This window comes from Shumkonia mesophila (assembly GCF_026163695.1).
GTDB lineage: Bacteria > Pseudomonadota > Alphaproteobacteria > Rhodospirillales > Shumkoniaceae > Shumkonia > Shumkonia mesophila.
This window is the reverse complement of record NZ_JAOTID010000003.1, coordinates 311,620-326,286: the sequence shown is the minus strand read 5'-3', so window position 1 is coordinate 326,286 and position 14,667 is coordinate 311,620. Positions and strand designations below refer to the sequence as shown.

The following is a 14,667-nucleotide window of genomic DNA, read 5'->3' as shown; positions in this document are numbered from 1 at the left end:
TCGGGCTCGGGATTCAGACGGATGAACGCAATCCCCCGCCGAGAAACGGCCCACACGCGCAACCGGACTGGGGGAGACGGGCACGGGTGTATCCGTCGGAACGGCCGCGTCGCGGATCATTACCCATTTGGATCGAACGCTCAACCCCGCTGATTCGGCAGGCCCCTCGCCTCGTAGCCAAGCCGGCGGCAATTTGCGGAGAATTTTATACATTTTTAAATAAAATACGCCTAAAGATTGCGTTTGTTACATACGTTACAAAGACTGGCTGGTATTCAGCGAAATTTTTACGTATTTTGTACTTGGTGAAGGCCTGCCTGCCTCGCGGCTCACGTAGCTTCGGACTCGGCTGGCCTTCTTCGCCGCGGCGGATCGCCGCCAGTGAACCGTCCAGCATGAGCCAAATCGACACCGACGCAACCCAGCCGGATCAAACAAAGCCCCGCCAGACGATTCTGGTGGTCGACGACGACCAGGATTTTGCCATGGCCATGGCGGAATCCCTCGAGATCTATGGCTACGCGGCAAGGACCGCCCACACCGCCGAGGATGCGCTTTCGATCGCCACGGTGTGTCAGCCCGACGGCTTGCTCCTCGACCTCCGCCTCGGCGAACGGAACGGGCTGGAATTGCTTCCCGCGCTGCGCAGGCTGTTCCCCGACTTGGTGTGCATCATCGTCACCGGTTATCCCGATATGGAAACCGCGATCGGCGCGCTTCGCCATCGCGCCGATGACTATTTTCGCAAGCCCTTTCCCCCGCAGGACGTGTGCAAGGTCCTTGACCGCTGTTTCCAGCGCATCATGGCCAAAAGACGGGGCGAAGCCGGGCGGGCTCGCGAAAACTTCTTCGGCCGCCTGCTCGTCCGACGATTTTCCAGCCTTTTTGTCGAGAACGAGAGCGACCCCTCCGACGAAAAAGTCCTGTCCCGGCGCATCCTGCCCGGCTTTTTCGTCGCCGTGGACATGATGCTGGGCCCCGAGCGCGTCGAAGAGTACCAGAAGCAGTGCCAGAACATCGTCAAGCGTCTCAGCGACGGCGACCGTACGCGCCTGTCTTGGGATGACTATTACAACGATCCCGAAGCGGTCAAATTGGCCTTGGATGCTCAGATCAAGATGGCGCTCCATTTTCGCGAGATCGACAAGCGGGTCATTTGGCTGACCGCCCTGATCAACAATCATGTGGGATCGGCAGCCCATCGGCCGGCCGGACAGGCGATCACGCCGCGCGACACCATCATGCTTCTGTCCTTTCTTTTCGCGGACCTCACCGCCATGCTCTCCACTGAGAGTGGCCGGAGGTTCGTATTCCGCCAGTACGGGCAAGATACCTTTGCCCGGCTGGCCACAGTCGCCGACCGATTCAAGTTGGCTTCGGTCCCTTGAGCCGGTTAGGCCAAATCAGTCAAAGGAAAACGGTGGGGTTTTTCCAATGATCCAGGAAAGAAGCACGCAACGGCGCGGCGGCCGGCAGACCGCCCTGAACGCGATCAGCCGGCACGGCCTGATCGTCTCGTTCTTCGCGGTCCTGCTGTTCGGATGCGTCGGTGAAACCGGCCCCGACCGGGTCGTCGGCGATAACTGGCCAACCGACCGCTGGACCGTCACCAATTTCTCGGGCAGCCAATCGAGCTGGCGCGAGGGCGTCGGCGATTGGCGCTCCCTTTCCATAGGCACGACGTTGATCGCCGACGCCGAGATCAGAACCGGCGCCGCGAGCGCCGCCGTTCTGGCGCGGGGCGGCGATACGATCACTCTGGCGGAAAACAGCCAGATGGCGTTGCCGCCGGCACCCGCGGCATCCGGCTTCACCCGGATCATGCAATCGGTCGGCACGCTGTTTTTCCAGGTCGAAAAGCGGCCGACACCGCATTTCGAGGTCACAACCCCCTACCTTGTCGCCACGGTCAAGGGCACCACCTTCTCGGTGTCCGTCGCCCCCGCCTCGGCAACGGTCAGCGTTCAGGACGGCGTCGTCGGCGTGGCGGACACCGCCGGTGGCCCCAGCGTCGACGTCACCGCCGGCCTGTCGGCTACGGCGGCGCCGGGCGCCGGCATGTCGGTTTCCCCTGCGGCGGCTCCGGCCGCCCCCTCCATCGCTCCGGACGCGAGGAGTGCACCGGGTTCCCAGGGCCGGGGCCAAGCTCCAGGTCAGGCTCAAAGCCAAGGTCGCGGTCAGAGCCAAGGCCAAGGTCAGGGCAACAGTGGGGGTGGCAACAGCGGCGGCAATAGCGATGGCGGCAGCGGCAACAGCGGCGGCAACAGCGGGGGTGGCAACAGCGGCGGCAACAGCGGCGGCAACAGCGGGGGTGGCAACAGCGGCGGCAACAGCGGGGGTGGCAATAGCGGCGGCAACAGCGGGGGTGGCAACAGCGGCGGCAACAGCGGGGGTGGCAACAGCGGCGGCAATAGCGGAAATGCCGGCGGAAACAACGGAAACAACGGCGCGAATAAATGATCACAAAAGGCGGGGCGGTAGCCGTCGGAATCCTGAAGTTGAAAAAACGCGCCCCGTTTCTTGTCGCCTTCCTTCTGGTCGCATCGGCATACATGCTGGCGGGGTTTCAATTCCTCGAATACCGGCTGATGGATCTTCGTTTCGGGCTGATCTTTCGTCCGGCGACGGGGGCCCTGGTACTGGTCGACATAGACCCGGCGAGCCTCAACGAAATTGGGGTGTGGCCGTGGCCGCGGACCGACCACGCCAAGGTCGTGCGCCTTGTTGAAGCGGCCGGCGCAAAACGTATCGCCGCCGATATCGACTTCAGTTCGCGCTCGACACCCACCGACGACCGGGCGTTGGCGGAGGCATTCGCCAGCGCCAACCGCAAGGTCATTCTGCCGGTATTCAGGCAGTTCGACACCTCCAGCAAGGAGGTCGGGGCCACCATTGTGACGGCTCCGCCGGCGGAGCTGGCCGACACGGCCATTCTTGCCTTCTCGAATATCCGCCCCGACGCCGACAGCCTGATCCGCAGGATCGCCTTGGACGAGAACTGGAACGGACAGATATTGCCGACGTTCCCGGCGGCCATGGCCGGGCTGGCCGAGGGCGAAGCCGGTATGTTCCATATCGACTACTCGATCCGGCCAGAGACCGTTTCCCGGATTTCCTATGCCGACGTCCTGAATGGCCGCTTCGATCCCGCCATTTTCCAAGACAAGGTGGTTCTCATTGGCGCCACGGCCATCGAACTGGGAGACCAACTGGCGGTCCCCTTGTACCGCGCCCTGCCTGGCCCGATGGTGCAGGCGCTGGCCTTCGAATCCATCGTCCAGGACCGCACCATCCAGCGGCTCGCCGCGTCGCCTGTTCTGGCCGCCACTTTGCTTCTGGCCATCTTCCTCGGCCCACCGATCGCCCGGCAGACATGGCGGCGCGGGCTCGTCTACCTGGGCGGCGTGTGGGCCATCGGTCTTTTGGGCTCGCTGGCGATGCAAGCGGTCTGGCCGGTCAGCGTCGACGTCGTGCCGTGGCTCGCGGTTTCCGGCCTTTCCTTCCTGATCGGTCTTTTCAGCCGCCTCGATCATCAATCGCTGCAGGTCTTTCTGGCCGGCATGGCCGCCTCCCACACCCGGATCGTCATGCGCCACATGGCGGACAACGCGGCCGACGGCATCATCCTGATCGGTCCCGGCGGCAACATCGAGATGTTCAATCCGGCGGCGGAACGCATCTTCGCGAGGCATGCCGCCGAGGTCGCCGGTACGCCGATATCGACGCTGCTTCCCCAGCTTTCCGGCGACACGCCGGAGGACAGCGGCGATACCGGCCAGCTTCCCGTCCCTATCGGCCGCGCGTGGGTGAGCGGCGGCGTCCGCGAGATCCTTGCCACACGCAGCGACGGCACCGAATTTCCGATGGAGATCGTCGTGACCGCGACGGAATTGCGAATCAGCCACCATCCGGTAGAGCGGCGAACCGCCCACCGCGGCATCCTGATGTGCATCGTCCGCGACGTCAGCGAGCGCAAGCAGGCCGAGCAGCGGGCCCGCGAAGAACTCGAACGCCGTGTCGAGGAAAGAACTGTCGAGTTGCGGGCGGCCCAGGAACAGCTCCTGCGCAGCGAGCGGCTGGCGACGTTGGGCCAACTGACCGCCACCGTCAGCCACGAACTGCGCAATCCGTTGGGAACGATTCGCTCGACGGCCTTCGTGGTAAGGGAAATCCTCGACCATGCAGGCGGGGAACGGCTGACCCGGGCCTTGGATCGCATCGAGCGCAATGTCGAACGGTGCGACCGCATCATCGATGAGCTTCTCGAATTCACGAGGGATCGCCCGCTTGCCGTCCAGGCAGTCGTCGTGGACGATTGGCTGTCCGAGGTCCTGGAAGGGCTGTCTCTACCGGAAGGACTCCACCGCCGGCTGGATCCGGGATGCGCCGGCGAAGCCGTATCCTTCGATCCCGAAGCCCTGCGACGCTGCGTCATCAATCTCCATGAAAACGCCTGTCACGCCCTGAATGCCAAGCGCCAGAGGGCGCCCGACGCCGAGCTTCTCCTGACCATACAGACGCGCCTCGCCCCCGACCGCCTGGAACTGCGCGTCGCGGATACCGGGATCGGCATCAAACCGGACATTCTGCCGCGCGTCTTCGAGCCCCTGTTCAGCACCAAGGGATTCGGCGTCGGCCTCGGCTTGGTCATCGTCAGGAAGATCATGCAGCGCCACGCCGGCGGCATCGAGATTTCCAGCGTCGAGGGCGAAGGCACCCAGGTGCTGCTGTGGTTGCCGCGATCGGCCGCCTGATCACGGTCAGGCGAAGCCGCCGGCCAATTCCCGCAAGCCCTTGAAGAGGAGGTTGAGGGCGGCAACGACCAGCACGATGCGGAAGGCCCAGAAGAACCGTTCGCGAGGCAGCCACCCGAACAGCTTCGAGCCGACGAAGCCACCCAGCAGCGAACACGGCGCCAGGACCAGGCATTCGAGAACCAGAGACAGGCCGATGAAACCGCCGACCCCCAACACAATCATCCGCCACACCATGATCACCGTCGCCAAAGCCAGGATGGTGGCGCGGAAGATCCGCGCCTCTGGACACAGGATCTTGATGTAAAGCGCGGTGAGGATAACCCCGGCGGCGCCCGTCAGGCCGGACAGAAGGCCGGAAATCCCGGCCATGATGGACCCGGCTATGCGGGGATGGGCACGGACAGCCCCCTCCCACCGCCGGAAGAGCGAAAAACTCTCGGCCAGGATGACGACGGTCAGCACCGCGCCAAGCACCAGGCTCAGCCCCGAGGTATCGAGGCGCCCGAACAGCCACACGCCCAACGCGATAGACGGCAGGTACCCCAGAACGAGCCCGCGCACGACCGGCCGGTCGCCGTTCCGGATGCTTTCCGGAATGAACTGAAGCTGACTGATGGCGTTGGAGACCACGGACAACAGTACGGCGTGATGCGGATCGACGATGAGGGCGCCGAAGATCACCAGGGGCGGCTGGGCGCCCAAGCCGAACATTCCCTTGACGACGAAGGAGAGGAAATAGAGGGCGACGAGCGCGGCGAAGCTTCCCGCCGTGAGATCGGCGAAAACCGGCACTCCGAGGATGGTCATGCCGACCGCTCCGCCCGACATTGATCGCCGTGCGCCACCGGATCAGCCCTTCATCTCGAGCACGTCGAGGCCGCCGTTGCGATCCAGCAGGAAGATCACTCCCCGCTCGTCCACTTCGACGTCCATACTGTCCGGCGCGGCGAAGCCGGCCACCGGCGGCGGAATGAAGCAGCCGGCCTCGGTCGGCCGCGACGGATCGGAAATATCGACGACGCGCAGGCCCCCGGCGCACCACGTGGCGAACACCCGATCGCCTGTCGGGTGCTCGACGATCTGCCCGGCGCCGAATTTGCCGGCCCGGCTCCATGGCGAGTCGAGTTCGCTTACATCGAACACCGAAAGCGGGCTCATCGCCGCCGGATCGGTGACGTCGAGAACCCATAGCATGCCGTGCGGCTGGCCGCGGGGATGATCGTCATGCTCCTCGTCGATGGCCAGTGCCAGCGAGCGCCCCTTGTAGGTTTGCGGCAGTGCCATCACGGTGTGGGTCGGCTCAAAGAACGGCGGATGATAGTTGTAGGTCCCCAGCACCTGCGGCCGGCTCATGTCGGTGGCGTCCAGCACCCATGCGCCGGCCTGCCAGCAGGCCGCCCAGATCTTGTCGCCGCATCTGAGCGCGTGATGCAGCCACAGGCCGCCCACCGGGCCGGTCATCCAGTTGCCGGGCGACTCTTGGCCGGGCAGGCACCAGCGCGACACCTCATGCGGCTTTTCCGGATCGGAAAGGTCGAAATTGACCAGGATATTGCCCCGATAGCCCTTCATTTCCGTCGACACGTAAGCATAGCGGCCGTCGAAGTCGAGGCCGTGCGCGCCATGGCCACCGGTCCGCTGGAAGGCGATCTCGCGGGGGGCCGAAGGCGTGCCGATGTCGTAAACCTTGAAGCCACCGTGCTCGTAGCCGTTGGCCCACTCAGCCCTCAGCACCTGGATGTCGGTTTCCTTCACCTTCAGGGGAACGGCGATCTCGGCGTCGGAAGGAGCGCGGCCCAGCGCCTTCTTCAGCGCGTTCTCGGTATCCAGCAGCTTCTCGGCCTTGCGGAAGAACTTGCGGCGATGCCGTTGGGAGTTCACCACCATCAGGTCGCCCGATACCGCCACCTTGTGCGAATGGGAGTGGCTTTCCGGCAGCGCGACATGGGCCAGCAGGGCTGGCTTGCGCGGATCGCTGATGTCGATGATCGAGGTACCGTGCGGCGGCGCCATGTGGCCGATGAAGACCAAGCCATCGCGGGCCACGATCTGGGCGCCGCTGGGCACTTCCATGTGGGCGATGCGTCGCAGGTTGCGGGCGACGCACCCCTCGGAATCGGTCGGCGGAAAAGGGTGGGCGGCCGAACGATCAGACATCTGCAGACACTCCTTCCAGAACATCACCAAGGACGACCAGCCCTGCTTATTGCCGGGAGATGAAATCCGCCTCCAACCGCTGGGCGATCTTCTCCAGGAACGGGCGGGTGTTCAACCAGGATGGCGTGCCGGCGAGAACGGCCAGATCCTTGGTCATGGCCCCCCCCTCAACCGTATCGATGCAGGCCTTCTCCAGCGCCTTGGCGAACGCCTGCACCTCGGGCGTCCCGTCGAAGCGCCCGCGGTGGTAAAGGGCGCCGGTCCAGGCGAACAGCAGCGCCGTCGGGTTGGTCGAGGTCTCCCGGCCCGCCTGGTGTTCGCGGAAATGGCGGGTCACCGTGCCATGCGCCGCCTCGGTCAGCACGATGCGGCCGTCCGGCGTCAGCAGCGTCGAGGTCATCAGGCCGAGCGAGCCAAAGCCGGCGGCCACCATGTCCGACTGGATGTCGCCATCATAGTTCTTGCAGGCCCACACGAAACCGCCGGACGAGCGGATGGCATGCGCCGCCAACTCGTCGACCATGCGATGCTCGTACTTGATGCCCTTGGCCTCGAAGCGGGAGCGGAATTGGGTCTCGTAGACCTCGTCGAAGAGGTTCTTGAAGAGGCCGTCGTAGTGTTCAAGCTCGGTGTTCTTGGTGCCGAGAAAGACCGGCATACCACGCTCCAGCGCGTAGTTCATGCAAGACAACGCAAAGCCTCGCACCGACTCCTCGGTATTGAAGATGCCGAGTGCCGCACCCGGGCCCTTGAAGTCGTGGAACTCCCATTCCACGGGGGCGCTGCCATCCGCGGGCACGTGTTTCAGGTACATTTTGCCGGGGCCGACGCTGACGTCGGTACCGCCGTAGAGATCGCCGAAGGCGTGGCGGGCCACCACGATGGGCTGGGTCCAGCCGGGGACCAGCCGGGGCACGTTCCTGAATACGATGGGGGCCCTGAACAGGGTGCCGCCGATCTGGTTGCGGGTGCCGCTGTTGGGCGACTTCCAGGCCTTCTTGAGGCCGAATTCCTTGACCCGTGCCTGGTCCGGGTTGATGGCCGCGCACTTGGCGCCGACCCGGTATTTCTTGATGGCGTCCGCCGCCTCGACCAGCACCCGGTTCTCGGTGGCATCGCGATGGCGGATGTCGTAATCGAAGTACTTCAGTTCGACGTCGACGTAGGGGAGGATCAGGATCTCCTTGATCCACCGCCATACCACGCGGGCCATTTCGTCGCCGTCAAGTTCGACGAGGGGACTGACAACACGAATCTTCTTCACGGCTTTCTCCTGGGATGACGCCGTCCCGGTGGCCGACGGACGCAGCCCGCCATCGACATCGATCCCGATGCTTGATGGTTAATCCTCTTCGGCGATGCGGTTCCGGCAGGTACCCAGGCCCACGATCTCGGTTTCCATGAGATCGCCGGGCAGAAGGAACGCCGGAGGGTCGTAATCCTTGGCCAGGCCTCGCGGGCTGCCGGTCGCGATGACGTCGCCGGGTTCCAGGGTGAAGACCTCGGAACAGAAGGAGACGAGGCGGGGCACGTCGAATACCAGATGCGAGGTACTGGAATCCTGGAGCACCCGGCCGTTGACCGAAAGCCGGACCCCCAACGCCTGGGGATCGGCAATCTCGTCGCGGGTGGCGAGGAACGGTCCCATCACCGAAAAGGTGTCGAACCCCTTGCCCCGGGTGTTCTGGCCGTCCCGCTTGGTGAGGTCGCCCGCCGTGATGTCGTTATAGGTCATATAGCCGGCGACCACCTCGTAGGCACGCTCCAACGGCACGTGCTTGCAGCGCCTGCCGATGACGACGGCAAGCTCGGCCTCGTAGCCCAGTTCGCGGGTCATGCGGGGCCGGATCACGTCGTCGTCCCAGCTGCACACCGAGTTGGCGAATTTCGAGAAGATCTTCGGTTCTTCCGGCGCCTTCTCGCCCCGTTCCCTGATGGCATCCCAATAGTTCTTGCCGGCGCAGATGATCTTGCGCGGACGGGCAACCGGCGCCAGCAGGCGCACGTCGGCCAGCGGAAGAACGATGTCGAGCCCTCGAACGGCCCCCGCCGAGAAGCCCTTGCCTGTCACCCACTCGAAGACCTCGGCGGCCGCCGCCAGCGAGTCGCCCTCGCCATCGAGAAAATCGATCATGTCGGGCGGCACCAGGACGCCGGCCAAGGCCCGGGCCTTCGTCCGCCCCCTTTCCTGCAGCATCGCCTCGTAGGCCAGGGTCAGGTCGACCACCTTCCCCGCGGCAAGGCACCCCAGTCGGGGGTCCCCGGCTGTCTGGAACGTCACCAGCTTCATCGTCTGTTCTTTCCTTCGAACGTCGCCAAGACCGCCGTCATGCGGGATGTTCCGAATTCCCGCATGACGGCCTTCGGTCTCATCAGCAACAGGATGTCACGCCGCTTTCCCCTTGCGGAACCGACTGAAAACCATCGGCGCCGCCAGCGAGAAGACCAGCAATGCCCACAGCACGTTGCCGACCGGCGACGTGAAGAACACCGTCATGTCGCCGTCGGAAATACGCATCGCCCGCAGGAAATACTGTTCGATCATCGGCCCCAGGATGACGCCGATCAGGATGCCGACTACATGGAACCCCGTCTTTCTGGCGATGAAGCCAAGAATGCCGAATGCCATGGCCAACCCCATATCGAACAGATAGGCCCGCGGCGCGAATGCCCCCACCAAGGTGAAGCAGACGATCGTCGGCACCAGGATCATGGTCGAGATCAGCGTTACCCGGGAAAGGTAACGGGTGAGCGGGATGATGGTGAACAGCATGACGATGTAGCTGACGATCATCGTGGTGAACACGCCATAGGCCAAACCCGGGTCCTCGACGAACAGTCGCTGGCCCAAAGGCACACCGTGGTAGTGCATGACCACCATCATGACGGCCGCCGTGCTGCCACCCGGGATGCCGATCACCAGCAGCGGGATCAGACTGCCCGAGCCGACGCCGTTGTTGGCCGACTCCGGAGCCAGGACCCCTTCCGGAATGCCGGTGCCGTAGAGTTCGGGAGTCTTGGAATACATCCGGGACTGCTGGTAGGCGACGAAGGAGGCGATGCTGGCCCCCGCTCCCGGAATTGCCCCAATGAACAGGCCGATCATGCCGGTCCAGGTGATTTGCCAGAGTCGGGTGACCGACATCCGGATGCCTTCCAGGGTTTCGGCCCAGGTGGCCTTGAGCATGCGGGCGCGGCCGCTCTCCGTCAGCATCGACTCGGTCTCGATCATGACCAGAGCCTCGGAGATCGCGAACAGTCCGATGAGCGCCGGCACGATGGGAATGCCATCATAAAGTTCGAGGAAACCGAAGGTCCCGCGCGGCGTGGAATAGATGTGATCGGTGCCGATGGCGCCAATCAGCAGGCCGAGGAAGCCGGCGATCAAGCCCTTCAACGTGTCCTTTGCCGCGATCACCGCGATCAGCGTAATGCCGAACAGCATGATGATGACCATCTCGACGCTGTGCAGATTGTAGGCGATGCGCGCCAGGTACGGCAGGGTGAACAGGGCAACGACGGACGTCACGAAGCCACCGATCGTCGATCCCATGAAACTGCACACGAGCGCCTGCTGGGCCATGCCCTTCTTGGCCATCGGGAAGCCGTCGAGCGTCGTCGCCGCCGCGCCTCCCGTTCCGGGAATGTTGAGCAGGATGGCGGGAATGCCGCCCCCCATGTGGGTGGCCACGTACAGGGCGACCATGAAAGTCATTCCCATGTGAACGTCGACCGCCAACGTAAAGGGCAGCAGGATGATGATAGTGTTGTGCGCCGCGAAACCGGGAACGGCCCCGACAATAATGCCGATGGTCGTCGCCAACAGGATCAGCCACCACAGGCTGACCGAGTTGAGCATGACGTCGGCGAGTAGTTCGAAAGTCATGGTGTCCTCCCGCGGCTCAGGAAATTGCGGCCAAAAGATTTTCGATGACGCCTCGGGGGAAGCGAGCGTTCAGCGCAGCGATGAACAGAATGTATCCACCGGCGGCCAGACACAGCGGCACCAGGATGAGGAGCTTGCGGGAACGAATCCCGAAAAAGAGCATCGTGGCGAGCAGGAACAGGAACGTTCCCAGCGTGAACCCGAGATAGGGCAGCGTGAAGACGAAAACCGCCGTGATGCCAATCAGCCCCAGGCGGCTTTTGAGGAGCGCCGTGGTGCCCAAGCGCTCACCGAATCGAAGATCCGCCTCACCGCGGGCGATCCGGGCGAATGTTTTGATGAGGAAGGCCACGATCAGGATCAGCAGGATCGTGGAATGGAAGAAGCCGTTGACCTGCGCTTCCCAACGGATGTTCCAGATGGAGGTCAGGTAATAGACTGCAAACAGCAGGCTGGCGATCGGAATGATCAGTTCCGCGCCCACCGACACCTTGCCGGTTTCCGATTTGTCACCCGCTTTCATCTTTCGTTTCCTTCTCTTGAAATAGCCCGCGGGACGAGCGTGGCGGCCCCGCCCCTTCGCGGGTAAGCCAGAAAGCCGACGGGAGTGTTCCTCCCATCGGCTTTTGATCGCGCCGGGCCGCCGCTGCCACTTTACGGCGACCCACGCAATGGCAACGTCACTTCGTCGCTGTGATCAGGCTCTTGTACTTGGCCGCCATCGCCATGATTTCCTGGGCGGATTGCGTACACGCCGCTTCGTCCGCAAACTCGGCGAACTCCCACGGCGTCTTTCCCTTCTCGACTTCCTTGCGGTAGGCCGGGTCCTCGAAGGTTTCCTTGACGGTCTTCTTCAGGATCTCGTAGCGTTCGGGATATTCCTTGATGGCCTTGCTTTGGATGGCCCAGGCCCGGTTGCCCGTCAGCGCCGGAATCTTCGTTCCGAACGCCGCGTTCACCGTCGGCGCGTTCCCGGTCAATGCCGGCATCCGGTTCTTTTCCGCAAAGACCGTTAGGAACTTGATCTGGTCGACGAACTTGAACGACGAGCTCATGAACGTCGCGCAGGCGTCAACCTCGCCGGTGATGGCGGCCGAGCGGGCGGCATTGCCGCCACCATAGGGGACCAGTTTGAACTTGGCACCGGTTGCCTCGGCCAACGCCAGGACGCCCAGGCTCGACGGATGCGGCAAACGGCTGGTCGAGAAGTTGACGGTCCGCTTCTTGCCTTCCTCGACCAACGCCTGGATGGTTTGGAATTTGCTGTTCTTGCCGACCCAGATGACCGAGTCGTCGACATCGATGCTGGCGAAATAGATGTAATCGTCCGGGAACTTGTAGCCGGGGTTCTGCGTGGCATACATGATCATTTCCGGACCGATGTTGCCGAACAGCAGCGTGTGGCAATCGGATTCCAGCTTCTTGACGAAAATCTCGTAGCCGACCTGTCCCGACGCGCCGGGATAATAGCTATATTCGAAGCTCTCCCCGAGCTTCTTGGTCCATACGCTGGTAAAGGCCCGCGCCGCTTCATCGACGCCGCCGCCCTCGCCGGTCGGGATGGCCACGCGCATGCTTTTCGACGGGAATTTTTCGGCTTTCGCCTGGCGCAACGGGAAAGAACCCAGCGCCGCGGCGCCGGCCACCGCCGTCGCTCCCTTCAGCAGGCTGCGCCGGGAGACCGTGGAGAACACATCAGACATCGAGGAAACCCTCCTGAACATGAATAAGCGCCGGGGAGTTTAGCACCCAGCCGGTAAATTGCCAACACTCGTGTCGACAATGTTGTTTACAGTGCCACCGACCTTTCGCCGGAACCTGGGTTTAGCCAGCAAAGAGAAAGAACCTTCCTGCGCGTTAATGCTACTCGCAATCTTTCCAGAGTAAAACAGCGGATTACCGCGCGAAAATTCAATTATGTGCCAATCATCGCGGCGAACGGTGGATAGACCAGACGGATCCAGGCATAGGCTGCCAACAGGCTAAGCACGGTGACCGGCACGCCGATCTTTGCGTAGTCGACGAAACCGATGGTGACGCCCAGGGCCCGCGCTCGCTCGACGGCAATGATGTTGGCGACGCTACCGACGATCAGGAAATTGCCGCTGAGCGTGCTAAACAACGCCAGGGAATACAGCGCCATGTCGGTCCAATCGCCGGTTACCGACAGCAGGAACACCACCAGGGGCACGTTGCCGATGGTGTTGCTGCCGGCCAGCGCCACTGCCGCCAGGGCCTCGGTTCCATAAGGCCCCCCAGAGAGGGGCGCCAGGACGACGCCGGGGATCAGCGCCGGCCTGGCACCCAGCGCCCCGGTTACCACGAACAGCCCGGCGAACAGCAGCAGCAAGTGCCAGTCGACCATGCTCAGCATCTGCCGAGTCGCCAGCCTGCGGCTGAGCAGCAAGGCGCCGGCGATAGCCAGGGCCCAGGTCGCCCGATCCTCGGCCACCGAGAAGACGATCACCAGCGCGACCGTCGCCGCCAGCGCCTTCGCCAGCGGCTCGCGCTTCAGGATCGCCGATCGGCCGGCGTCATCCTCGGCCGGCGTCTGCGCCGCCGCCGAGCCGATGCCAAACGGAGCCTTCAGGATGACGCCGTAAACCACCATCAGCGAAATCGCGGCCGGAATGCCGCAGGCAAGAAGGAACGGCCAGAAGCCGAGTCCCCCATACTCGCCGATCAAAAGGTTCTGCGGATTGCCGATCACGGTCGCCGCCGATCCGGCGTTGGCGGCGCAGGCCAGGGCAATGACATAGGGTCGCGGGTTGAGGCCGCGCCGGAGCAGCCCCTGCACCAGCACGGGAGTCATCGCCCAAACCACCACGTCGTTGGTCAGAAGCGCGGCCAGCACGCCGCCCGTCAGAACGACGTGGAACAGCAGGACCTTCTGGCTGACGCGGCCATGGGCGATGCCGGTGCCGATCCATTCGAAAAAACCGCTGGCGGCGAATTGGGCGGCGATGACCATAAGGGTGAACAGCACCGCGATGGTCGGAAAGTCGATGAAGCGGAAAGCCGCCTGACCATGGACGGCGCCCGAGACGACCAGCACGATCGCGCCGATGATGGCGACTCCGGTCCGATCGATGGCGAGCCCCGGCCATCGGCCCAGCGCCATTCCCAGATAGACGACAACGAAGACACCAATGACCAGCCAATCCAGTTCCATGCCGTCCCACCGATCATCCCGGTCGCGGACGCTGGCTTACCAGTCGACAGGCCACGAATCACGGCATTTCTTCATGCCGGCCGAAAGCCGCTGCCTCCTGCCCCGAAAGGTCCGGGGCAGTCACCGGCTCGCTGGCTGCCAGGGGGAAGAATAGGTGGCTGGCTGGCTGGTGGGTCTAGAGGATGCCGGGCCGGCGTTTCGCCGGACCCGTCATCCGCCTAGCGATAGAGGATCAGTTTTTTCTGCTTCGTAATACGCAGGCAGTATTCCATTCCCTCGTGCTCGATACAGATTTCCGTATGGCCGTCGGGGAACAGGTCCTTCGACGATACCCGCGGCCGGCCGCAGGCGCAGTCCGTGAAAGACACCGCCCACCGGTCGTCGCCCGTCCACCCCTTCGTCGGATCGGACGCCTCGCCTCGTCGTTCCTTCATATCCCGCTCCATCCTCAACCCTCCCCGCCCTCGCCCGGAACCCGCCCGGTTGCTGGCACGGCGGCAAGCGGAAGAAAGGACATGCTCGCCACTATTTCTTCGTTCGTCTTCACTTTTTATCGTCTCGTTTCATCTAATTTATAATCATTCTAAATAGTTGGGCCGTTTTCCCCACTAATCCTACGAGCAACGTTAATGCATCGCATTATCATTTTCAAGGCTCGCTTCCTCGAAATACGAAAAGGCCCGGGCACCGGTTCG

Annotated in this window: 12 protein-coding genes; 3 read left to right on the top strand and 9 right to left on the bottom strand. The window is 63.4% G+C overall.

All coding sequences use genetic code 11. The features are described 5' to 3' along the window. The first annotated feature begins 86 nt into the window (after window positions 1-86). Genes ODR01_RS08055 through ODR01_RS08045 form a run of 3 tightly spaced genes read left to right on the top strand, consistent with a single transcriptional unit; the run spans window position 87 to window position 4,754 of the window. The gene (locus tag ODR01_RS08055) at window positions 87-1,388 is read left to right on the top strand and encodes a response regulator (protein ID WP_316977122.1); all 1,302 of its coding nucleotides are present in this window, start codon (window positions 87-89) and stop codon (window positions 1,386-1,388) included. A gap of 46 nt (window positions 1,389-1,434) precedes the next feature. Further along, window positions 1,435-2,460, top strand: a complete 1,026-nt coding sequence (locus ODR01_RS08050) for a FecR family protein (RefSeq protein ID WP_316977121.1) — start codon at window positions 1,435-1,437, stop codon at window positions 2,458-2,460. 38 nt (window positions 2,461-2,498) lie between these two features. Further along, window positions 2,499-4,754: a CHASE2 domain-containing protein gene (locus ODR01_RS08045; protein WP_316977120.1), complete on the top strand. Its 2,256-nt coding sequence runs from the start codon at window positions 2,499-2,501 to the stop codon at window positions 4,752-4,754. A 6-nt stretch (window positions 4,755-4,760) separates the two neighbouring features. On the opposite strand, the gene ODR01_RS08040 is transcribed toward ODR01_RS08045, so the two are convergent. The 9 genes from ODR01_RS08040 to hemP form a co-directional block, all read right to left on the bottom strand. Continuing rightward, complete coding sequence (locus tag ODR01_RS08040; protein ID WP_316977119.1) at window positions 4,761-5,564, bottom strand: sulfite exporter TauE/SafE family protein; 804 nt, start codon at window positions 5,562-5,564, stop codon at window positions 4,761-4,763. Window positions 5,565-5,606: 42 nt separating this feature from the next. Further along, the gene (locus ODR01_RS08035; protein ID WP_316977118.1) at window positions 5,607-6,914 is read right to left on the bottom strand and encodes an LVIVD repeat-containing protein; all 1,308 of its coding nucleotides are present in this window, start codon (window positions 6,912-6,914) and stop codon (window positions 5,607-5,609) included. A 46-nt stretch (window positions 6,915-6,960) separates the two neighbouring features. Continuing rightward, a complete protein-coding gene (locus tag ODR01_RS08030) occupies window positions 6,961-8,178 on the bottom strand; it encodes an NADP-dependent isocitrate dehydrogenase (protein ID WP_316977117.1) in 1,218 nt (405 codons plus the stop codon). 78 nt (window positions 8,179-8,256) lie between these two features. After that, window positions 8,257-9,204, bottom strand: a complete 948-nt coding sequence (locus tag ODR01_RS08025) for a fumarylacetoacetate hydrolase family protein (RefSeq protein WP_316977116.1) — start codon at window positions 9,202-9,204, stop codon at window positions 8,257-8,259. A 96-nt stretch (window positions 9,205-9,300) separates the two neighbouring features. Continuing rightward, a complete protein-coding gene (locus ODR01_RS08020) occupies window positions 9,301-10,800 on the bottom strand; it encodes a tripartite tricarboxylate transporter permease (protein ID WP_316977115.1) in 1,500 nt (499 codons plus the stop codon). A gap of 16 nt (window positions 10,801-10,816) precedes the next feature. Then, on the bottom strand, window positions 10,817-11,323 hold the full coding sequence (locus ODR01_RS08015; RefSeq protein WP_316977114.1) for a tripartite tricarboxylate transporter TctB family protein: 507 nt from the start codon (window positions 11,321-11,323) through the stop codon (window positions 10,817-10,819). A gap of 157 nt (window positions 11,324-11,480) precedes the next feature. Further along, complete coding sequence (locus ODR01_RS08010; RefSeq protein ID WP_316977113.1) at window positions 11,481-12,503, bottom strand: tripartite tricarboxylate transporter substrate-binding protein; 1,023 nt, start codon at window positions 12,501-12,503, stop codon at window positions 11,481-11,483. A gap of 212 nt (window positions 12,504-12,715) precedes the next feature. Next, window positions 12,716-13,972, bottom strand: coding sequence for an SLC13 family permease (locus tag ODR01_RS08005; protein ID WP_316977112.1), 1,257 nt, complete (start codon window positions 13,970-13,972; stop codon window positions 12,716-12,718). 218 nt (window positions 13,973-14,190) lie between these two features. Continuing rightward, window positions 14,191-14,406 (bottom strand): hemin uptake protein HemP, encoded by a 216-nt coding sequence (gene hemP / locus ODR01_RS08000; RefSeq protein ID WP_316977111.1) that lies wholly within the window; start codon window positions 14,404-14,406, stop codon window positions 14,191-14,193. Window positions 14,407-14,667: the final 261 nt, after the last annotated feature.

Bases quoted from the DNA above. Each gene is read 5' to 3' on its own strand.
- ODR01_RS08035 (WP_316977118.1), bottom strand. From the start codon at position 6,914: ATGTCTGATCGTTCGGCCGCCCACCCTTTTCCGCCGACCGATTCCGAG.
- ODR01_RS08020 (WP_316977115.1), bottom strand. From the start codon at position 10,800: ATGACTTTCGAACTACTCGCCGACGTCATGCTCAACTCGGTCAGCCTG.
- ODR01_RS08050 (WP_316977121.1), top strand. From the start codon at position 1,435: ATGATCCAGGAAAGAAGCACGCAACGGCGCGGCGGCCGGCAGACCGCC.
- ODR01_RS08025 (WP_316977116.1), bottom strand. From the start codon at position 9,204: ATGAAGCTGGTGACGTTCCAGACAGCCGGGGACCCCCGACTGGGGTGC.
- ODR01_RS08005 (WP_316977112.1), bottom strand. From the start codon at position 13,972: ATGGAACTGGATTGGCTGGTCATTGGTGTCTTCGTTGTCGTCTATCTG.
- ODR01_RS08010 (WP_316977113.1), bottom strand. From the start codon at position 12,503: ATGTCTGATGTGTTCTCCACGGTCTCCCGGCGCAGCCTGCTGAAGGGA.
- ODR01_RS08040 (WP_316977119.1), bottom strand. From the start codon at position 5,564: ATGACCATCCTCGGAGTGCCGGTTTTCGCCGATCTCACGGCGGGAAGC.
- hemP (WP_316977111.1), bottom strand. From the start codon at position 14,406: ATGAAGGAACGACGAGGCGAGGCGTCCGATCCGACGAAGGGGTGGACG.
- ODR01_RS08015 (WP_316977114.1), bottom strand. From the start codon at position 11,323: ATGAAAGCGGGTGACAAATCGGAAACCGGCAAGGTGTCGGTGGGCGCG.